The sequence below is a fragment of the Spirochaetota bacterium genome (genome assembly GCA_035477215.1).
Taxonomy (GTDB): domain Bacteria; phylum Spirochaetota; class UBA4802; order UBA4802; family UBA5368; genus MVZN01.
Map to the genome: position 1 here is coordinate 60,421 of DATIKU010000036.1, position 18,477 is coordinate 78,897.

At 54.7% G+C, this 18,477-nt stretch carries 22 protein-coding genes and 1 pseudogene; 9 read left to right on the forward strand and 14 right to left on the reverse strand.

Features of this window, described 5'->3' with window-relative positions; genetic code table 11:
* Positions 1–37: 37 nt before the first annotated feature.
* From VLM75_08580 to VLM75_08595, 4 genes are all read right to left on the reverse strand, one after another.
* Positions 38–385 (reverse strand): hypothetical protein, encoded by a 348-nt coding sequence (locus VLM75_08580; GenBank protein ID HSV96974.1) that lies wholly within the window; start codon positions 383–385, stop codon positions 38–40.
* Between the two features lie 107 nt (positions 386–492).
* On the reverse strand, positions 493–897 hold the full coding sequence (locus VLM75_08585) for a hotdog fold thioesterase (GenBank protein HSV96975.1): 405 nt from the start codon (positions 895–897) through the stop codon (positions 493–495).
* Between the two features lie 208 nt (positions 898–1,105).
* Positions 1,106–1,540: an SRPBCC family protein gene (locus tag VLM75_08590; protein ID HSV96976.1), complete on the reverse strand. Its 435-nt coding sequence runs from the start codon at positions 1,538–1,540 to the stop codon at positions 1,106–1,108.
* Positions 1,541–1,677: 137 nt separating this feature from the next.
* A complete protein-coding gene (locus VLM75_08595) occupies positions 1,678–1,983 on the reverse strand; it encodes a hypothetical protein (protein ID HSV96977.1) in 306 nt (101 codons plus the stop codon).
* A gap of 243 nt (positions 1,984–2,226) precedes the next feature.
* Between VLM75_08595 and VLM75_08600 the strand changes: the two genes are divergently transcribed.
* Complete coding sequence (locus tag VLM75_08600) at positions 2,227–3,210, forward strand: BtrH N-terminal domain-containing protein (GenBank protein HSV96978.1); 984 nt, start codon at positions 2,227–2,229, stop codon at positions 3,208–3,210.
* Here VLM75_08600 and VLM75_08605 read toward each other — a convergent pair.
* From VLM75_08605 to VLM75_08650, 10 genes are all read right to left on the reverse strand, one after another.
* Positions 3,180–3,515, reverse strand: a complete 336-nt coding sequence (locus VLM75_08605; GenBank protein HSV96979.1) for a hypothetical protein — start codon at positions 3,513–3,515, stop codon at positions 3,180–3,182. The two genes, VLM75_08600 and VLM75_08605, sit on opposite strands and share 31 nt — an antisense overlap.
* A 22-nt stretch (positions 3,516–3,537) precedes the next feature.
* Complete coding sequence (locus VLM75_08610) at positions 3,538–4,371, reverse strand: class I SAM-dependent methyltransferase (GenBank protein ID HSV96980.1); 834 nt, start codon at positions 4,369–4,371, stop codon at positions 3,538–3,540.
* Between the two features lie 44 nt (positions 4,372–4,415).
* Positions 4,416–5,225 carry a zinc transporter ZupT gene (gene zupT, locus VLM75_08615; GenBank protein ID HSV96981.1) on the reverse strand — a complete coding sequence of 270 codons (810 nt, stop codon included), beginning with the start codon at positions 5,223–5,225 and terminating at the stop codon, positions 4,416–4,418.
* The gene (locus VLM75_08620; GenBank protein HSV96982.1) at positions 5,222–5,365 is read right to left on the reverse strand and encodes a type II toxin-antitoxin system HicA family toxin; all 144 of its coding nucleotides are present in this window, start codon (positions 5,363–5,365) and stop codon (positions 5,222–5,224) included. Before VLM75_08620 ends, zupT begins: the two co-directional genes overlap by 4 nt.
* 133 nt (positions 5,366–5,498) lie before the next feature.
* Positions 5,499–6,311 (reverse strand): enoyl-CoA hydratase/isomerase family protein, encoded by an 813-nt coding sequence (locus VLM75_08625; protein HSV96983.1) that lies wholly within the window; start codon positions 6,309–6,311, stop codon positions 5,499–5,501.
* An 85-nt stretch (positions 6,312–6,396) separates the two neighbouring features.
* Positions 6,397–7,392 (reverse strand): YhdH/YhfP family quinone oxidoreductase, encoded by a 996-nt coding sequence (locus VLM75_08630; protein ID HSV96984.1) that lies wholly within the window; start codon positions 7,390–7,392, stop codon positions 6,397–6,399.
* Positions 7,393–7,468: 76 nt separating this feature from the next.
* Positions 7,469–8,107, reverse strand: coding sequence for a TetR/AcrR family transcriptional regulator (locus VLM75_08635; protein HSV96985.1), 639 nt, complete (start codon positions 8,105–8,107; stop codon positions 7,469–7,471).
* A gap of 418 nt (positions 8,108–8,525) precedes the next feature.
* A complete protein-coding gene (locus tag VLM75_08640; GenBank protein ID HSV96986.1) occupies positions 8,526–9,368 on the reverse strand; it encodes a DUF6671 family protein in 843 nt (280 codons plus the stop codon).
* Between the two features lies 1 nt (position 9,369).
* A complete protein-coding gene (gene purE / locus VLM75_08645) occupies positions 9,370–9,861 on the reverse strand; it encodes a 5-(carboxyamino)imidazole ribonucleotide mutase (GenBank protein ID HSV96987.1) in 492 nt (163 codons plus the stop codon).
* The gene (locus tag VLM75_08650) at positions 9,846–10,118 is read right to left on the reverse strand and encodes a hypothetical protein (GenBank protein ID HSV96988.1); all 273 of its coding nucleotides are present in this window, start codon (positions 10,116–10,118) and stop codon (positions 9,846–9,848) included. Before VLM75_08650 ends, purE begins: the two co-directional genes overlap by 16 nt.
* A 694-nt stretch (positions 10,119–10,812) precedes the next feature.
* Between VLM75_08650 and VLM75_08655 the strand changes: the two genes are divergently transcribed.
* The 8 genes and pseudogenes from VLM75_08655 to VLM75_08690 all read left to right on the forward strand — a co-directional run bounded on the left by VLM75_08655 (position 10,813) and on the right by VLM75_08690 (position 18,477).
* Positions 10,813–11,232 (forward strand): transcriptional repressor, encoded by a 420-nt coding sequence (locus tag VLM75_08655; GenBank protein HSV96989.1) that lies wholly within the window; start codon positions 10,813–10,815, stop codon positions 11,230–11,232.
* Positions 11,225–13,438: a catalase/peroxidase HPI gene (gene katG, locus VLM75_08660; protein HSV96990.1), complete on the forward strand. Its 2,214-nt coding sequence runs from the start codon at positions 11,225–11,227 to the stop codon at positions 13,436–13,438. Before VLM75_08655 ends, katG begins: the two co-directional genes overlap by 8 nt.
* Before the next feature lie 111 nt (positions 13,439–13,549).
* On the forward strand, positions 13,550–13,816 hold the full coding sequence (locus VLM75_08665) for a hypothetical protein (protein HSV96991.1): 267 nt from the start codon (positions 13,550–13,552) through the stop codon (positions 13,814–13,816).
* Between the two features lie 125 nt (positions 13,817–13,941).
* A complete protein-coding gene (locus tag VLM75_08670) occupies positions 13,942–14,280 on the forward strand; it encodes a hypothetical protein (protein ID HSV96992.1) in 339 nt (112 codons plus the stop codon).
* Positions 14,281–14,805: 525 nt separating this feature from the next.
* Complete coding sequence (locus VLM75_08675; GenBank protein HSV96993.1) at positions 14,806–15,036, forward strand: zf-TFIIB domain-containing protein; 231 nt, start codon at positions 14,806–14,808, stop codon at positions 15,034–15,036.
* 18 nt (positions 15,037–15,054) lie between these two features.
* The gene (locus VLM75_08680; protein HSV96994.1) at positions 15,055–16,377 is read left to right on the forward strand and encodes an OFA family MFS transporter; all 1,323 of its coding nucleotides are present in this window, start codon (positions 15,055–15,057) and stop codon (positions 16,375–16,377) included.
* 292 nt (positions 16,378–16,669) lie between these two features.
* Entirely contained in the window at positions 16,670–18,109 is a 1,440-nt protein-coding gene (ppcA, locus tag VLM75_08685) for a phosphoenolpyruvate carboxylase (GenBank protein ID HSV96995.1), read from the forward strand.
* Positions 18,110–18,336: 227 nt separating this feature from the next.
* Positions 18,337–18,477 (forward strand): annotated as a pseudogene (locus tag VLM75_08690) (transposase).

An 18,477-nucleotide genomic window follows, 5' to 3' on the forward strand; every position in this document is an offset into this window, starting at 1 on the left:
TCATCCCCTTTGTTTTATCGCGTGGCGGCCGCGTCAATCATTTCCGCTGCACGTCCACAAGCTGAAAAAGCCGCTCCTCGAAATACTGTTTGTCATACGCCTTGTCTTTAAAGTCGTCGTCGAAGAGGAAGAGTATGAGCACACGCTCCGCTTTTAAAAAATCGATCGAAACGGGATGGGCGTGCACTTTTATAAAATCGCTTCCCGTCGTAATGATAATGTTCACGACCTCGCCCTTTTTGAGCGGGGCCTCCTCCCTCCCGGCGTTCTGTTTCATTACGTACCGGTCGCTTTCGTATCCCCTGAGGCCCGCAACGTGCTCGTCCTTAATGAAGGAAGAGCAGGAGCAGAGAAACACGAGAGCGGCAACCGCCCATTTTTTCATCGATAACCTCGCTGCCGGCAGAAATCACACCGCGGCGCGGGGGCGCCGGCGGAGCGCCTTCCCGCAGCCTTCATTGGTAGTAAAAATGGCAGGGCATTGTCAAGGATTTATTTATGATAGGCGATGCCCTCGCACGAGGCGATGTGCCTGCCGGCACCGCCACGCACGTCGATCTTCCACACGCTGACCTTCTTGCCGATGTTGACCGGGAGGGCCTCGGCCACGATCTTCTCCCCGTCCATCGCCCCCGCGAGATAGCTTATTGAAAAGTGCACCGCCAGCGCCTTCGTCCCCATGGAGTTGCAGGCCACCGCGAAGGCCTGGTCTGCCACCGCGTGGACCGTTATGCCGTGCGCGCGCTCGGCGGCGTTGAGGTACTCGTGCATGACGGTGAGCGAACAGCGCGCGTAGGCCTCCCGCGCCTCCTCCACCACGATGCCGAGGAAGGTTGCCATGGGGTCGCGTCCCACGATCTCACGGGCGTATTCCACCGGGCTGTTGATGATCGTCATCGTCCCCTCCCCTACGGCGCGTGGAGCTTGCGGAAGTCGTGATTCGGCGCCGCCGACCCGCACAGGGTCTGTATGAATACGAGACCGTGTATTATTCGCTTTTGCATCGCGTCCTCCGGCGCTTGTGATGCGCAATCATAGAGGCGAAAATGGGAGATGTCAAGTATTATACGCGGGGGCCCCGGCAGAGACGCACGATCGGGCGTTTCTACGGGCGTTCGGCCTTCCTCTTCAGATGCTCGAGCCAGCGATCGATTGACCTGTCGAGGAACTTCGGCATCACGATGCTCAATATCAGCGCCAGCCAGCCTTCCATGGTTTCTTCGGTGCTCACGATGGTGCCCTCGCCCTTTTTCTTGAAGTACCACTTGTGACGGGCGCGCGTCCCCAGCGCCCTCCCGTTCCAGATTACCTCCTCGCCGTCAACCACCTTCTCTATGGTGGATTCAATCGTCATGCCGCCGGACTTCCAATGGAACACCGTTCCGGGCGCGAGCTTGCCGCCGAGGGCGGCCTCGGTGATGCCGGGGTGCCAGGCGGGCCATTTGTTGATATCGGCGTGGATGGCCCACACTTTTTTTACCGGGGCGTTGACGTAGAGGGCTTTTATTGATTCCAGTTTTCCGAAAAAGGGGATTCCCATTTGATTCTCCTTTATGGATGGATGATTCCATGAGTCCGTCAGTGTATCTTTATCGTTATTCATTATCCGCTTTTTCGTGAGGGAGTCAATCAGTTAATTTGACGGTTGTCTTCCAAGTGTTTTCAATCCGGTGATTTTCAAGTCTGTACGTCGTTCAGTTTCAACCGGGCCGCGCAATCGCCATCGGTTCCGGTCGGGGCGGTGCGAGAGAAGAGCCGCCGGTCGGCCGACGGAACGACGCCCGCATGTGCGGCTTCAGCAAGCGTTGAGGCAAGGAGGGCGCATAGCCGGTTTATGAACGACTGGCCTTCAATACGGCCGTACAGCCATTCCGCGGAGGGCCGCGATTTTCCCCTGATGTTGCTTTGTTTCACCCCATCGGCAAAGGGAAGTAAAACCGAGATGACGGTTTCGGCACCGGGGTGCCATTCGCGCGGGGTCATGCAGAGGCCGCCGATTACGGCGGGAGAAGCCGTCGACAGGCCGGTTTTGTTTTCCCTATGTTATCAACCATACAACGACGGAACCGTCAAGCTGAATCGTTACATGGAAAAGCCCGTTGACTTTTCCCCGAAGCTTGTGTAATGTGCTGAAATCACTCACATTGCCTGTATTTAACGGCTTTATAAGCCGCAATTTTAAATGATGAAGAACGCATTTACCGCAAAATAGAGAGAATGACGGCCATGGGCATAATAAATGCACAGCATTATCCGGGGAGGCATTGTGCAAGCACGGCGCTCTGCAATCTGGTGAATTATCATGGGATCCGATGGAGCGAGGCCCTGTGCTTCGGAATAGGGTGCGGTCTTGGGATATGGTATCTTGAAAACGGCGGGGAATCGCTCGAAAGAATAATCCATGTGCGTTCGGAGGACATCGAAGAGCAGTTTTTTACACGCATTGGACGGACTTTCCAATGGAGTATATATGCCGATCCCGGTGAAAGCGAAAGCGACCTGTGTGCAGTACTGGACGAAGGGAGGCCTGCCATGGTGCAGTCGGACATTTATCATCTTCCCTATTATAATTCCGGCACGCATTTCCCGGGCCATGTGATTACCGTCTGGGGATATGATGTTGATCGAAAGGTATTTTATGTTACCGATACCGAGCGCGAAAACATGCTCGAGGTCCCGTTCGAGGCGATGAGAAAGGCACGCTACAGTAAAATGGGATTTTTTACCATCAAGGGAAATATGTACGCGCCGGAGAACATCAGCATGCCCGACAGCCTCCCCGCGGTACTGAGCGGCGCTATCATCGATTCCAGCCGCAGGCTTATGGATGCGAAATCAAAATATCAGGGGATTCAGGCCCTGAAGACCTGGATCGAAGAGCTGGATGACTGGAAGCGTTTCAACGACTGGAAATGGACGGCGCGTTTTACGTACCAGGTGATCGAGAAACGCGGCACCGGCGGCGGCGGGTTCCGGCTGATTTATGCCGAGTTCCTCAAGGAGGCGGCATCCCTCGTGCCGCAGATACCGGCTCTCGGGCTGCCTGAGCTGATGCGCGAGGCGGCACGGGCATGGAGTGATCTCGCCCGGGCATTAAAGGGGGCGTCGGAGCGCGAGGTCTTCGATGCCGGAGAGGTCCGCACAAGGCTCGAGAAGGTGCTCGCGCTGGAGTCGCGGTATCATGAGAGCGCGCTGCGGCTTGCCGTATAACGCGGGATGGATTGAAGGCGACGTGATGAATGCGAAGCGGAGCGGCCACCCGCCGTGGCCTGCGCGCCGGCAGGGCATCCCCGGCATTCGGCCCCGGTGAAATGCCCGGGCAGGGCCTTGAACTGCGGACAGTGTTCGAAGACCGGCCAGAACTTTTTGAAGCGTTCGGCGTAACCGTCGAACGAGCCCAGGAGCTCCCTCAGCTTTTCGCCGTGGAACCTGATCTCGCCCTCGGCGTACGCCATGCACTTTCCGCGGTTGAGCCCGCAGGGCGCGAGCCGTTTGAGCATGTCCTCGTGCTTCATGACACCCCTCCTTATCGGTACCCTATTCCTTTACAAACTCCATCGCCACGAACGGGACCGTCAGCGTGAAGCCGGTCCCCTCTTCGCATTTCGCGTTGATCCGCGTCTCGATGTCGGCGAATATACGCTGCCGCGCCTCGGCGGGGACGCAGCTCTTCCAGCCGTCGAGAAAGGCCAGGCGGATGAAGAAGTGTTTGAGCATCGCCGTGCCGTCGGCGAAACGGTAATCGAAGCCGTCCGCGATCGACCTCTTCCGCGCGAAGCGGTTCTCCCCGAAGAGCCTTTCGATAAGCGCGATGGGCGGCCTTTTCGCGCGTATATGCTCGTCGATGACCGGCAGGTATTCCGCCATTCCGTGCGCGCGCAGGCTTTCCCGGTACACGTCGTAGAACTCGATCATCGTCGCGTCGAGGTTCATGGTCATGACGAATTGACAGCCGGGCCGGGCCACGCGCGCGCATTCGCGAAGCACCGCCGGGAGGTCGGGTACGTTGTTGAGGCCGTTGTTGCTGACGATAAGGTCGACCGAGGCGTCGCCGAGCGGCAGGCTTTCGGCCGCGCCTTCGATGAGCCTGATGTTCGTTATGCCGCAGTGCGCGGCCTTGAGGCGTGCCCTGTTCGCGGCGGCGCCCCACGGGTCCACGCCGTACACCGTGCACGAGGGCCCCAGCCTCATGGCGAGCTCGAGCATCGGGAAGCCGGTGCCGAAACCGATGTCGAGGGCGGTCATTCCTTTTCGGTACTCGACGAGCTCGAGAAGGCGCCTGCCGAATGGCGCCGACCAGAGCGGCACCTCGTCGCAGCAGGAGACGAGGATTTCGTCGTTGAAGTCGATGCCGGGTTCGATGTCGCTCATTGTACGGGTTCCGTGATCGGCGGTATCCATGATAACGGCCGGTGTTAAGCAAGAAGCAACAGGCTTATCGCCATGACCGCCATCCCGGCGATTAAACCGCCGATGGCGATATGATGTTTACCGTATTCCTCGGCGGTGGGCAACAGTTCGTCAAGGGAAATATAAACCATGATGCCCGCCACCCCGGCGAAGACCACTCCGAACACGATATCGTTGAAAAAGGCCCGCAGTATGAAATATCCCACCAGCGCTCCGACCGGTTCCGCAAGACCTGAAAGCAAGGACAGCCAGAACGCCTTCGTTTTGCTTTTTGTCGAATAGTAAATCGGAACCGATACGACCATTCCCTCGGGGATGTTATGAATCGCGATCGCGACGGCGATACTGACGCCCAGGGCGGGATCGCTCAGGGCCCCCATGAACGTGGCCAGACCCTCCGGAAAATTATGAATGCCGATTGCGAGCGCCGAGAACAGGCCCATTCTCAGCAGTCTTCTGTCGTTCCTTGCGCTTTTGTACGCATCCTCGTTTATATTCCCGATTTCGTGGGGGTTTTCGACCGACGGTACCATTTTATCGATCAGGGCGATGAGCGCCACTCCGGAGAAAAAAGCGATAACCGTCACATAATAGCCCGTTTTTTCGCCAAGGACCCCGCTCAACGAATACCTTGCCTTGACAAATATTTCGACAAAAGAAACATAAATCATCACACCCGCGGAAAATCCCAGCGAACCGCATAAAAAATTCGGATTGTACTTCTTTGAAAAAAAAGCCATCACGCTGCCGATACCGGTGGACAGGCCGGCGAAAACGGTCAGTCCAAACGCGAACAGTATGTTTTCGGTGTTCATTGTGCCTCCTGGCGGGCCCTGATCGCGCTCATGCCGTCGGGTTTCGCCGTTGTGGGGCGGTCACCGTTTGGCCCCGCCATCACATGTCTGCCTTTTACCCGCAATATCCTCCATCCGGCTTTCTGGAACAGTTTCAGCATTTCTTTTCCGGACAGCGGCATGGGCGCCCCGACGACGCAATGATATAACCAATTATGGCCGGCATGTCGATCTGAGTCAAGCGATCCCCTCTACGCACTATCGACGGTCGAGGCCACATCGGGTATTCCGCCCTCAGATATCCGGAAACTCCGGCTTCTTTCTTTCGAGGAAGGCCGACACGCCGTGGAAGCACTCGCCCGAGACGATGAGCGAAACCGCGCTCCCGGCCTCCTCGGCGAGCGAGGCGTCGTAGGCGACGTTTCGGCTGTTGCGGATGAGCGCGAGCGCGTGGCGGACGGCCCGCGGGCCGTTGTCGGCGATGAGCGCTGCCATGCCGAGGGCCTCGTTGAGCGCGGCGCCGGGTTCACAGACGCGGTTGACCAGGCCCATGGCGAGCGCCTCGTCGGCGCCGACCTCGCGTGCCGTGAGGACGAGGTCTGCGGCGCGCGAGGCGCCCACGAGGCGCGCCAGGGCCGCACCCCCGCCCCAGTCGGGCATGAGGCCGAGTTTCGCCTCCGAGAAGCAGACGACGGCCGTTTTCACCATGACGCGCAGATCGCAGCGCACCGAAAGCTCCGCGCCGCCGCCGAAGGCGCTGCCGTTGAGCGCCGCGATGATCGGCACCGGCAACGACACGAAGGCGTCGACGGCGCGCCTGATGTGCGCGATGGCCTCGCGCGCGGGAGTTTCGTCCTTGGTGGTGACGGAATCGACTATGCGCCGTACCATGGGGTTGTCGGGCCGCACGTCGAAGCCCGCGCTGAAGGAGCGGTCCCCGGTGCCGGTGACGACGATCGCGCGCGGCAATGAGGCGGCGAGCTCCTCGGCGCGTTTTTGCAGCAAATCGAACATCACGTCGTTGAAGGCGTGCAGGCGGTCGGGCCTGTCGAGCGTGACGAGCGCCACCCGCCCTTTCCGCTCGAGACGAATGTTTGCGTCTGCCATGTCCGTGTACCTCCCGCTTAATGACTCAACGCATCGCGCGCGACGCGCGTATTCATCACGTCAATGCCGTTTTACGTTATGCGCCTTATTTCAGAGCGACCACGGTGCGCCCGCGGTGCGTTCCGGCCTTCATTGCCGTAAATCTTTCCTCGAGCCCGCCGAGCGTGGTTTCCGAGGCCATGTCGGAAAGCCAGGGGAACTTCCACGCGCCCGCGAGCAGGCCCCAGACCTCGCGCCGCAGGTCCATGGGGCAGTTCTGCGAATCGATGCCGAAGAGCGAGACTCCGCGCAGAATGAACGGATAGACCGTGACGGGAAGCTCGGGCACGATGTTCCCGCAGCAGGTGGCCGCGCCGCCGGCAACGACCGACTTGAGGCCGTAGGCCAGCACCGGGCCCCCGATGGTGTCGACACATCCCGCATAACGCTCTTTGAAAAGCGGCCGCGCGGGCGCATCGACCGCCTCGGCCGGATCGAGTATGGCGGAGGCGCCGCACTTTTTGAGCAGGTCGTCGGCGCCGGCGCTCCCCTGAAGCGCGACGACCGAAAAGCCGAGGTGGGAAAGGATGGAAAGCGCCATGCTCCCCACGCCTCCCGCGGCGCCGGTTACGAGAATATCGCCGCGGCCCGGAGAAACCCCCCAGCCGAGCAGCCGGCTCACCGAAAGCCCCGCCGTGAGGCCCGCGGTGCCGTAGACCATGGCCTCGCGAAGCGACAGCCCCGAAGGCCGGGGCAGCGCCCACGCCGAGGGCACCCGGATGTAGCGGCCGAAGCCTCCGGAGGTGTTCATGCCCAGGTCGTAGCTGGTGACGATGACCTCATCGCCGGGCCTGAACGCGCCGTCGTCGCACGCCACCACGACGCCCGCCGCGTCGATGCCCGGCGTGTGCGGATACTTTTTTGTGACGCCGCGGTTTCCCGTGGCCGAGAGCATGTCCTTGTAGTTGAGCGATGAGTAGCGGACCTCCACCAGCAGCTCGCCCGCCGGTAGCTGGTCCGTTGTACGCTCCTCGATGCCGCGCCCAAACGCGTCGTCGGCGCCCTCGCGCACCACCAGGGCCTTGAATTTCTTCGGTTCCATGATTCCTCCTTCCATCTTTAACTTCGCTTTGGACCTCGCGCGCCGGACGCCGCGCGAGGCCTGCCGCCGGCGGGTTTTACGCCCGCCGGTTTCGCTGTTTTCCGCGCGGCTTTTTCGCGGCCGCGCCGCCGTCGCGTCGTACTTGGCGCAGGGTCTGTATCAGCGACCGTATGGACGCGTTCAGATTGCGGCGGGAATGATTGAGATTGAACATGACGCAGGCCCCCATGAGACCCGAGAAGACGATCTCGGTTATGCGGGCCGTATCGGCCGCCGGGTCGACCTGGCCGGCGGTTTTGCCTTCGTCGAGGTTGCGCCTTATCATGCGTCTGAGCCGTACGAAGCCCTCGTTGACCTCCGCGGCGAGATCGGGGCTCTGCCCGGCGAGCTCCACGGCGAAGGTCATGAAGACGCAGCCGCCGGGGAAGGTGTGCGCGTCGGCCAGGTAGCGGTCGCGGTAGTTTTCCAGGAGCTTCTGGAGCCGGTCGATCGGGTGCATGTCGTCATCCAGCCCGGCAAGGTTTTTTTCGCGCCATATCTTCCGGGCGCGCGAGAGGGCCGTGGTGAAGAGCTCTTCCTTGGTTTTGAAATGGTTATAGAAGCCGCCCTTGGAGGTGCCGGCCGCGGTGATGATATCGGTCGTGGAGGTGTTGATATAACCCTTTACGGAGAAGAGCTTGAGGGATTCGTCGATAATGCGGTCTTTGAGGGTCATGCGCGCTCCCGGGGGCCGGCGCCTGTTCGACAGACCGACCGGTCTGTCTGGACAGTAGCCCGCGGGGCTGGGGGGTGTCAAGCAGGATATGCGCTTCGCGCGGTTTTTCTTTTTCCTCTTCAGTGCGCCGATGGCACGGCGGGGCTTTTCATTGTGTGTTATTTCTTTTTTCTTTCCCCGGTGGTTAGGGGCGCATCGCTTACTTAACGCGCGAGGCGGCTCAGACCGCTTTGACGGTATCTGGCGACATACTCTTTCCAATATCTTTCTTTCTAATTTTGTGCTGAATGATTCATGTTTGCCTCCATGTTTTTAAAGGCATTATATTTCAAGGCCGTACGCAAGGGAAGACGTGGGAAAATTGACGCTTACATTATAACAAATGAAGCTATAATTGTTAAATATTCTTTCACCCTACTCAAGGGTTACAAAAATCGCAATATTGCGGGTTTTCAACCTGTTTTTTAAAAGGAAATTCTTTTCCCATTTGGAAATTGCATATCTGGCAACGATAAATATGTTTGAGTGTTGACCTTGTGGGCAAACCACACATTTCGCAGGGCAAACCTTTTACTGCATCCTCAACTCCAAAGCCGGGAGTGCTGCAATTTGGGCAAAACGATTTAATTTTATTGACGAGCTTTATCGCTGCCTGCTCTATAATTTTCATACGGGTAGGGTTGAACATTGCCCGCATATCTGTCTCAATATAGGCTGTGCCATCTTCATTTTTTATTACATGATAGTTTTTAGTTAGTTCTTCAATCGTCCCGCTTTCTTTTATTATGCCTGTGTAGTTATTTTTGCCTTTCTTTAAAATAATTCCGTGCGAAGGAAATCCAATTTTGTTGGCAAATTCAATAAGTTCATCTTCAGATTTTATATCCTTTCCATCGAAATTTGTGTTTAAGCTTAGTTCCCTTTCAATAATTTCAATACCGTTTTCTTTATCCATCAGCATAACAAGTTCATCGTTTGCGTGTGCAAAAAACATGGCAGGATGAGCACCAAAAGAGCCTTCATTTGCTATGGCCACATTTATTCCGCTTGCATCAATGGCCATTCGGCATTTTTTTCGCAAAGTAGTAAAGGGGTCATCTTCCCTTTCCACTTCTCCCGAGAATGTCCCCAGCTTATCCGTATCCAAATCTTTTGGTACAACGCAAATCAGCCCCAGCTCATTTTCAAAAATTGGGGCGATTACTTCCTCTTTCTTGTGCTTGGTTGCGATAACCGCTTTTCTTCCACTAAAAAAATCCATGCTACGTTTTCAATTTTTTTGATTTTTCAATTACTTGCTCTTTTAGTTCCTGTTTGTATTGTATGATCTTATCCCGAATTGTGTCATCTTTTGCTGACACAATTTGAGCCGCAAGAATTCCTGCATTTTTTGCTCCGTTAAGTGATACTGTTGCAACCGGTACTCCGCCTGGCATCTGCAAAATGGATAGAACAGAATCCCAACCGTCAATGGAATTGCTCGATTTTATTGGCACACCAATTATAGGTAATGGCGATATAGCCGCAACCATTCCGGGCAAATGTGCTGCACCACCTGCTCCCGCAATTATTGCCAAAATACCTCGCTTGTGTGCATTTGATGCAAATTCATATAGTTTCTCGGGTGTACGGTGCGCCGAAACTATATCAATTTCATATCCGATTCCAAATATGTCTAGCATTTCAGCCGCCTGTTTCATTACGGGTAAATCAGAATCTGAACCCATTACAATGCTTATTAACTTTCTTTCCATGATTTTACCTTTATCAACTGTTTGACTTTTTCTGCCTTTTTTAACGCACACTCTAACGATGATGATAAAATGGTTACATGTTCCATTTTTCGGTAAGGTTTGGTTGTTTTTTTTCCATACAAATGAATCTTAACTCCTTCAATAGCCATACTCTTTGATAAGCCTTCAGGGCGGTCACAAAAACCGAAATTTTTTAAGTCTATATTTTGCCATATTCTAAATTTTCCGATGCGAAAAACATCATAGCATGAAAATATCTAACAGTTCCCTGAAAAACCAAGCTATATTGCTAAAAAATATGCTGAGAATTCGCCACTTTCTCCGTATTTTATCTTACAAGTGCATTTTTACCTGAATCTGAATGCTTTTCGTCGACAAACAGCGCTTGTTGCACCCTATATCGCCCCAGTTTACCCTTGAGCTGCCGGGATATTTCGAATCCGCAATAGATTGTAAACGCTTACTGCAAATTATAAAAGATACTCGATCCGATCCAGTCCGCGAAAGTGAGGCCGTCGCATAATTGAAAACGCTTTGAGCCGACCGAATATTTCTTCAACGCGCTTCCTTTTCCTGAGTTCATTGCAAAAATCATCATTATCATAGTGCTTGTCATCTCCGCAAACCTTTCTATTTCATCAAACAATCCGCGCTGTTTCATAATCCACACCTTTTTGTGATTGATTTCCGTGGATTATGGCTGAACGTTTCTCCTTGTCAATTAATTCATGGGAATCTTTAATTTTTAGAGGTTCCCTATCTTTCTTTCGAATTTTGTGCTGAATGATTCATGCTTGCCTCCATGTTTTTGGAGGCATTATATTTCAATTTCCCCACGCAAGGGAAGACGTGGGGAAATTGACGCTTACGTATCACCTCTCTTATTCCTCCTGAAAAAAGCATGATTTTTATCTTGACAATATAGTAATAATTCTAATAATAATTACTAATATGAAACTCAAACGCAAAAGGAGCAGACAGCGCGAAAGAATACTCGAACTGATACAGGCGAGCGTGAATCACCCGACCGCGCAGGCTATCCATGAAATACTGAAAAAAGAAATTAAATCTCTCAGCATGGGGACAGTGTACAGGAACATCCGTATATTGATGGAACAGGGACTGATAGCGAGCCGGAATTTTGGCGACGGCGTCGAACATCTTGACCCGATCACCCAGAGTCATTATCATTTTATATGTAACAGGTGCAAATCCGTCAGCGATTTCACCATGCCGTTCCAGGAATCCATAAACAAGAAAGCCCAAAAAATATCGAAGAACACCATAACGGGCCATACGATCCAGTTTTACGGTATTTGTAAAAAATGCAAAAACCAGAAAAAGGAGGACACTGATGAGCGAGATGGATAGAGAGAGCAAACACCCGGTGGCGGGTAAAACCGGGCCCCCCGGCTCCGCCAGGGGCACGTCGAACAGGGACTGGTGGCCCAACCAGCTGAACCTTAAAATGCTCCACCAGAACTCTCCGATGGTCGACCCGATGGGAGGAAGGTTCAACTACGCCGAAGAGTTCAAGAAGATCGACCTGGCCGCCCTTAAAAAGGACCTGTACGCGCTGATGACCGATTCGCGGGACTGGTGGCCGGCCGACTACGGCCACTACGGCGGTCTCATGATCCGCATGGCCTGGCACAGCGCCGGCACCTACCGCATGGGCGACGGCCGCGGCGGCGCGGGATCGGGCACCCAGCGCTTCGCGCCCCTCAACAGCTGGCCCGACAACGTGAACCTGGACAAGGCGCGCCGACTCCTCTGGCCGATAAAGCGGAAATACGGCCGTAAGATTTCCTGGGCCGACCTCATGATTTTGGCCGGCAACGTCGCGCTGGAGTCCATGGGGTTCAAGACCTTCGGCTTCGCCGGCGGACGCGAGGACATCTGGGAGCCCGAAGAGGACGTCTACTGGGGCTCGGAAGAGGAATGGCTGGCCACCAGCGACAAGAAGGGCAGCCGCTACAGCGGCGAGCGCGACCTGGAGAATCCCCTGGCCGCTGTGCAGATGGGTCTTATCTACGTGAACCCGGAAGGACCCGACGGCCAACCCATACCTGTCGAATCAGCCCGTGATGTCCGCCAGACTTTCGCCCGCATGGCCATGAACGACGAAGAGACCGTTGCGCTGATCGCCGGCGGGCACACCTTCGGCAAGGCGCACGGCGCCGGAGACCCGAAGCACGTGGGTCCCGAGCCCGAAGCCGCTCCAATCGAAGAGCAGGGCCTGGGCTGGAAGAGCGGCTACCGCAGCGGCAAGGGGGATGACACCATCGGCAGCGGCATCGAGGGCGCATGGAAACCGAATCCCACCAGATGGGACATGGGATATCTTAAGGTCCTGTTCAAATACGAGTGGGAGCTTCTCAAAAGCCCGGCAGGGGCCTACATATGGCTGGCGAAAAATGTGGATGATGAGGATATGGTGGAGGGCGCCCACGACAAGTCGAAAAAGTACCGTCCCATGATGACCACGGCCGACCTCGCGCTCAAGTTTGATCCCGCGTACGAGAAAATCGCCCGACGCTATCTGGCGAATCCAAAAGAATTCGCCGACGCCTTCGCCCGCGCCTGGTTCAAACTGACCCACCGCGACATGGGCCCCCGCTCGCGCTACCTGGGCCCCGAGGTCCCGGCTGAGGAGCTGATCTGGCAGGACCCGGTGCCTGCCGTCGACCATAAGCTCGTCGAAGCGAAGGACATCGAAGACCTCAAGGGCAGAATCCTCGCCTCGGGCCTTTCGGTTTCGGAACTGGTTTCCGCCGCATGGGCCTCGGCGTCCACCTTCAGGGGATCCGACAAGCGCGGCGGCGCCAACGGGGCGCGTGTTCGTCTGGCTCCGCAGAAGGACTGGGAGGCCAATCAGCCCGCACGGCTCGCGAAGGTACTCGCGGCCCTCGAGGAGATCGGGAAGAAGTTCAACGGCGAACAGAAAGGCGGAAAGAAAGTGTCCCTGGCCGACATGATCGTACTGGGTGGGTGCGCCGGCGTCGAAAAAGCGGCAAAGGACGCCGGCCATAAAGTAACCGTGCCCTTCACTCCCGGACGCACCGACGCGACCGCCGAACAGACAGACGCGGCCTCGTTCTCCGTTCTCGAGCCTAAGGCCGACGGGTTCCGCAACTACCTGAAAAGCAAATACGCCGTCCCGGCGGAGGAACTGCTGCTCGACCGGGCGCAATTACTGACCCTTACCGCACCGGAGATGACGGTACTTGTAGGCGGAATGCGCGTTCTGAACGCCAACCACGGGCAGACGAAGCACGGCGTGTTCACCGACAGGCCGGAGACCCTTACCAACGACTTCTTCGTGAACCTGCTCGACATGGGTACCGAGTGGAAGGCCACCTCCGATGAAAACGTGTTCGAAGGGTACGATCGCGCGACGGGTAAGCTCAAATGGACCGGCACCCGGGCGGACCTAATTTTCGGGTCAAACTCACAGCTTCGGGCCATCGCCGAAGTCTACGGGAGCGACGACGCGAAGGAAAAGTTCGCGACTGATTTCATCGCGGCCTGGAACAAGGTGATGAACGCCGACCGTTTCGACATAGCCCGCCCGTAGCGGGGGACCCGGTAACGCAGATCTCCCGCGCGGAAGATCGCGAGGGAGGTCTGCGGCGAGGACGGCCTGCCGGAGGACACCTGGATATCGCCCCGCCTGTTGATGGAGGATATGGCAAGGCACGGGGAGATACTTGAGGCAATCGTCCGGTATTGCGCCCTGGAAAAAAACGGCACGCTTACCGCGTCCGGGCGCCGGAAACACGCGTATATGAAGATGCGGCTCCTCCAGGACAAGATAGAATCCATACGTATGTTCCGCAGGGAGCTTTCGTCGCCGGGATACGACGAAGCGACGCTCGAAACGCTGGACAGGGAATTAAACGGCGAAATAGAGTCGCTCGAGGCGGTCATTCGGCGATATGACAAGTCGCGCTGACACCGCGGCAAAATGACGGCATAGACAGCCTGGTACAGGAGGATGGGATGCGCGTATTGTATCGGATTTAGTTCCTGCTTCTGATAACGGCAGCCGCGGGCTGCGGCGCCGGAAAATACGGCGACATGAAAAAGCTCATGGAGGAGATCAACAGGAACAACCTGGAATTCATCACCGAGATCAGCATGGAAAAGGGCCCCGGAGACGTGGTAAGAGCGATAAACGCGTACGGGGACAAGATGAGGCCATTGACGGCAAGACTGAAAGAGCTGAACGCGAAATACCCGGAGCTGTTCGGAATGGAAGAACCGCCCGATGAGCTGAAAAGCATTATTGAGAAAAACAATGCTACCTCCCTGCGCCTGCAGGAAACGGTGGCTCCCGTTTACAAAAAATACGAATCGACACCCGATGTACGCTCGGCGCTTGATAATTTCGTACTGGGCATTGAAGGCATCGAGTAACTGTTACGAAAATAAATGCTAATGCCCTCCCCCCCCCCTGCCCCTCTCCCAAATTTTGTTTGGGGAAGGGAGAGGGGGAGTTACAACCAGATCTACTTAAAAAAGATTCCATGCTTTTGCTTCACAGAAGGCGGATTCTTCCTGAGCTTATGCATAAATGGTGATTTTGCAAAAGGTATCAAGTGTAATAGTTAAGATAATATCTGACATTGCCTTTTAATAATTAAAGGAGATGTCAGATTATGAGAATGCAGGACAGCGTGATAAAACCTAAACTCGGATTGTTGAGGCTGGCGCAGGAGATTGGGAATGTGTTGGCAGGCACGCCACAGGTAAATTCCGAAACGTGGAGACCAAAGGACGTTAGACAGCAAGCAAAGTGTAATTTATAGAGGTTCCCTATAATTTTATTTCTTGTAATTTATAGCCGAGTAGTTACGTTGTGGCAATTGAAATGCCGACGCATATTGAAGTGAAACATATCGATCCGTTTAAAATCTTTTATGAAAGAGGAAGTAAATCATTATGAATTGCCCGGTATGCAGTATTGCCTTGACCATGTCGGAACGCCAGGGTGTGGAAATCGATTTCTGCTCAAAATGCCGCGGCGTCTGGCTGGACCGGGGCGAGCTTGATAAAATTATCGAACGCGCTTCGTCGGAAATGGCGCCACCACTCCGACAGGCTTCTCAAGAAGAAAGGCGCGAACATCACCATAAAAGGAAGAAATCTTTTCTGCATGAGATTTTTGATTAACCTGTAAAGGAGAATTCGATGGAAAAATCAATGCGAACAGGCTGGATCGTCACACTGGCCGGAACCGGTATCAATCTTGCTTTGGGTATTCTTTACGCCTGGAGCGTTATCAAAAACGGCATCCCTGATTCATGGGGATGGACGAATGCCGATAAGGCCCTGCCGTATTCGGTGGCTGCGTTTTGCTTTGCACTGGCGATGGTTCCGGCAGGACGGCTGCAGGATAAAATCGGTCCCAAAAAAGTGGCCGCCATCGGAGGAATCCTGGTAGGCGCCGGATGCATTTTTACGGCTTTTTCCGGATCTTCCTTGCTTGGCTTCGTGATCGGCTTCGGAATTATGGTCGGAATGGGCATTGGCTTCGGCTATGCTTCGGCGACGCCCCCGGCGGTCAAATGGTTTCCACCGGAGAAAACAGGTTTGATTGCCGGAATCGTGGTCGCCGGCTTTGGACTCGCGTCTGTTTATATTGCTCCGCTTGCATCGGTTCTTTTAGAAGCGTTCCAGACGACAAACGTAAGCGCGTCCGGCATGCAGATCATTGAAAAAGGCGTTTCCAATACCATGCTGGTATTCGGCATTTCTTTTTTGATTGTAGTCGTCGGATTATCGCAACTTCTTAAAAATCCGCCCGCCGGATACGTAGCGCCCTCAACCCAGGCAAGCACCGGCGCAACCGCCCAGAAGAAAAATGAAATGACATGGAAACAAATGATTTCCACAGGTCAATTCTGGATTATGTGGCTGATGTATTTCGGGGCGGCGGGGGCCGGCCTGATGTTCATCAGCGTTGCCGCCGACCTCGGCAAGAAATCCCTGGGCGAACTGGCTTTCATTGCAGTGGCCGTTCTGGCGGTCGGCAATGCATGCGGCCGGATTCTTGCGGGCAGCGTTTCCGATAAAATCGGTCGGCAGTCGACATTGTTTATTGTTTTTATATTCCAGGCAGTCGTCGTGTTGCTGCTCTCTTTTGCGGCGGCAGGAGCTTCCTGGGGCGCTTTATGGCTGCCGATATTGCTCCTGGTTATTCTCATCGGCGCAAACTATGGGGCAAATCTGTCTATTTTCCCGGCTCTCACGAAAGACTATTTCGGAATGAAAAACTTCGGTCTGAATTACGGTCTGATATTCACATCCTGGGGAGCCGCCGGCCTTGCCATGCCCTGGATAAACGGCCTTGTAAGAGATATGGGGAAACCCCATCTCTCTTACTGGATCATTATAGCCACCCTGGTGGCAGGCGCTTGCCTGACGTTTGTCAGCAAAGGGCTCGCCAATAAAGATAGCGGATGGAATATGAAAAGCAACCATACTCACGCTTCCGATCTTCTGACGCGGTGATCAGCTTCGGCGTTTTTCATATCGCCGGCGATTTCCAAATGGAACCACCGGTGCAAAAGTCGTTAGTCGGCATCGTGTGGATATGGAATGATCAAATGTTTCAAATCATTTTTCGGGTTGGGATTATGAGGCAAGGCCGTCTTGCCTCATAATCCCGGTCAACCTGATGGACAGGGATGGATTAGTTTAAAACCGGGCAATCTGGAAACACAACGCACGCAAAATGCGTTTTTCTACAGGCTCGTCAGCCATGCGGTCAGGAAAAAGGTTCAACGTGAAGATTCCCCGTTGTATGAGTACCCAGCATCCCGATAATGCGTCGTTGCCATTCTTCGCGTCCTCTTCGGTTCTCTCCGGGGAGGACGAAATCCGCGAGGCCTACTACGCATTCTCGCACCTGGGATGCGACGAGCAGATGTGGGACGTCGAAGGCAAAGAAATCGACACATACGTCGTCAAGAAGCTGCTGTCCTTCTATCCCGAGTACTTTCACAATCACACCATTGGCAAGGACCTGCGCATCACGTTGCGCGCTCCGAATCCTACCGTGGAGACAGCCGAAGCCAAGATTCTGCTCGAGGTCCTCGAGAGCATCCCCAGGTCATTTGACACTGCTCGTCTTTTCTATGGATGCGACACCCCACCCATCTTTGAGGTCATCTTGCCAATGACGACTTCAGCGCGCTGCATCGACCGAATCTACCGCTATTATGCCGACCACATTATCGCGCGCCAGAAGGTACGATTCCGCAATAACGACATCACAATCGCTGAATGGATTGGGGACTTCCTGCCGACCGAGATTCAGGTCATCCCGCTTTTTGAAGACGTGCCGACAATGCTCAAAGCGGACGAAATCGTCGCGGAGTATCTGAGCGACAAGCGAATCACGGATCAGCGTGTTTTTCTCGCACGGTCCGATACGGCTATGAATTACGGACTCGTTTCAGCTGCGCTTGCCAATAAAATCGCTCTTGCGCGTCTGGATGCGCTCTCGAACCGCATCGGCGTGCGTCTCCATCCGATTATAGGCATGGGGTCCGCTCCCTTCCGCGGAGGTCTATCACCACAGACTGCGGTGAGGGTCGGCACTGAGTACCCGAGCGTAGTCACCTTCACAATTCAATCTGCTTTCAAGTTCGACCATCCGGTCGACAAGGTTCATACGGCCTGCGAGTACCTGAAGACACGGCGAATCGAACCCGCAGATCCCATCGACGTTGAGCGCGCCCTATCGATTATCGACCGCTATAGCGCAGCGTATAGAGCCCTCATTCCCGCGCTCGCGCCTCTGATCAACAATATCGCCAAGTACGTCCCAAAGCGTCGTGCTCGCAAACTGCACACCGGCTTATTCGGGTACGCGCGGGAGCTTGAAGGAGTGGCGCTCCCGCGTGCGATTTCATTCACCTGTTCACTCTACTCGCTCGGGCTCCCCCCGGAGCTCCTCGCGTTCGAATCGTTATCTGCGGAAGACTTCGCCTTCCTAAAGGAAACGTATCCATCATTCTGCGCCAAGATCAGTGAAACTCTGCCGTACGTTGACCCTTCCGGACCTCTAATGACTGATGCCCTCAGAGACGCCCTCGCCGCGTTCGGCTTTGACATCGCTCCGCATCCGGAGAATCTGGCAATCGTGCGCGCAATCCGTGAAGCTCTTGCGCGTGGGGATTCGGCTGCTGTCAGCGATCTCGTACTGAGAGCTGCTCTATTGCGCCGATTCTTGGGCTAGTGAAAACCGTCATGATTTCAGATACGGGTTTCGCGAGCTAACAATGAAATTGATTTTCCCCGCTTCGATCGCATGTGATCTCGCTATCGTTATACATAAAAGAGGGTTACAGCGCAGAAAGGTGTAAAAAACTTTTGGAACATAAACATCATAGAGTTTACACACACATCGCTTAACAGTTTCCCGAAAAATTCACTTAAATTATAGAAATTAATCGCCCAAACAGCCAACTTGAACAAATGGATTTCAATTTTCTTTATCGATGGTTTATCGGATTAAAAACGGATGATACGATCTGGGATGAGACAGTATTCTCAAAGAACCGTGATCGACTGTTAAAGGGGGAGATTGCTGACAAGTTATTTGAG

Bases quoted from the DNA above. Each gene is read 5' to 3' on its own strand.
- VLM75_08635 (HSV96985.1), bottom strand. From the start codon at position 8,107: ATGACCCTCAAAGACCGCATTATCGACGAATCCCTCAAGCTCTTCTCC.
- VLM75_08630 (HSV96984.1), bottom strand. From the start codon at position 7,392: ATGGAACCGAAGAAATTCAAGGCCCTGGTGGTGCGCGAGGGCGCCGAC.
- VLM75_08640 (HSV96986.1), bottom strand. From the start codon at position 9,368: ATGGATTTTTTTAGTGGAAGAAAAGCGGTTATCGCAACCAAGCACAAG.
- VLM75_08680 (HSV96994.1), top strand. From the start codon at position 15,055: ATGGAAAAATCAATGCGAACAGGCTGGATCGTCACACTGGCCGGAACC.
- VLM75_08620 (HSV96982.1), bottom strand. From the start codon at position 5,365: ATGCTGAAACTGTTCCAGAAAGCCGGATGGAGGATATTGCGGGTAAAA.
- VLM75_08610 (HSV96980.1), bottom strand. From the start codon at position 4,371: ATGAGCGACATCGAACCCGGCATCGACTTCAACGACGAAATCCTCGTC.
- ppcA (HSV96995.1), top strand. From the start codon at position 16,670: ATGAGTACCCAGCATCCCGATAATGCGTCGTTGCCATTCTTCGCGTCC.
- VLM75_08670 (HSV96992.1), top strand. From the start codon at position 13,942: ATGAAAAAGCTCATGGAGGAGATCAACAGGAACAACCTGGAATTCATC.
- VLM75_08665 (HSV96991.1), top strand. From the start codon at position 13,550: ATGGCAAGGCACGGGGAGATACTTGAGGCAATCGTCCGGTATTGCGCC.
- VLM75_08585 (HSV96975.1), bottom strand. From the start codon at position 897: ATGACGATCATCAACAGCCCGGTGGAATACGCCCGTGAGATCGTGGGA.
- VLM75_08580 (HSV96974.1), bottom strand. From the start codon at position 385: ATGAAAAAATGGGCGGTTGCCGCTCTCGTGTTTCTCTGCTCCTGCTCT.
- VLM75_08605 (HSV96979.1), bottom strand. From the start codon at position 3,515: ATGAAGCACGAGGACATGCTCAAACGGCTCGCGCCCTGCGGGCTCAAC.
- VLM75_08600 (HSV96978.1), top strand. From the start codon at position 2,227: ATGGGCATAATAAATGCACAGCATTATCCGGGGAGGCATTGTGCAAGC.
- VLM75_08595 (HSV96977.1), bottom strand. From the start codon at position 1,983: ATGACCCCGCGCGAATGGCACCCCGGTGCCGAAACCGTCATCTCGGTT.
- VLM75_08625 (HSV96983.1), bottom strand. From the start codon at position 6,311: ATGGCAGACGCAAACATTCGTCTCGAGCGGAAAGGGCGGGTGGCGCTC.
- VLM75_08675 (HSV96993.1), top strand. From the start codon at position 14,806: ATGAATTGCCCGGTATGCAGTATTGCCTTGACCATGTCGGAACGCCAG.
- zupT (HSV96981.1), bottom strand. From the start codon at position 5,225: ATGAACACCGAAAACATACTGTTCGCGTTTGGACTGACCGTTTTCGCC.
- katG (HSV96990.1), top strand. From the start codon at position 11,225: ATGGATAGAGAGAGCAAACACCCGGTGGCGGGTAAAACCGGGCCCCCC.
- VLM75_08655 (HSV96989.1), top strand. From the start codon at position 10,813: ATGAAACTCAAACGCAAAAGGAGCAGACAGCGCGAAAGAATACTCGAA.
- purE (HSV96987.1), bottom strand. From the start codon at position 9,861: ATGGAAAGAAAGTTAATAAGCATTGTAATGGGTTCAGATTCTGATTTA.
- VLM75_08590 (HSV96976.1), bottom strand. From the start codon at position 1,540: ATGGGAATCCCCTTTTTCGGAAAACTGGAATCAATAAAAGCCCTCTAC.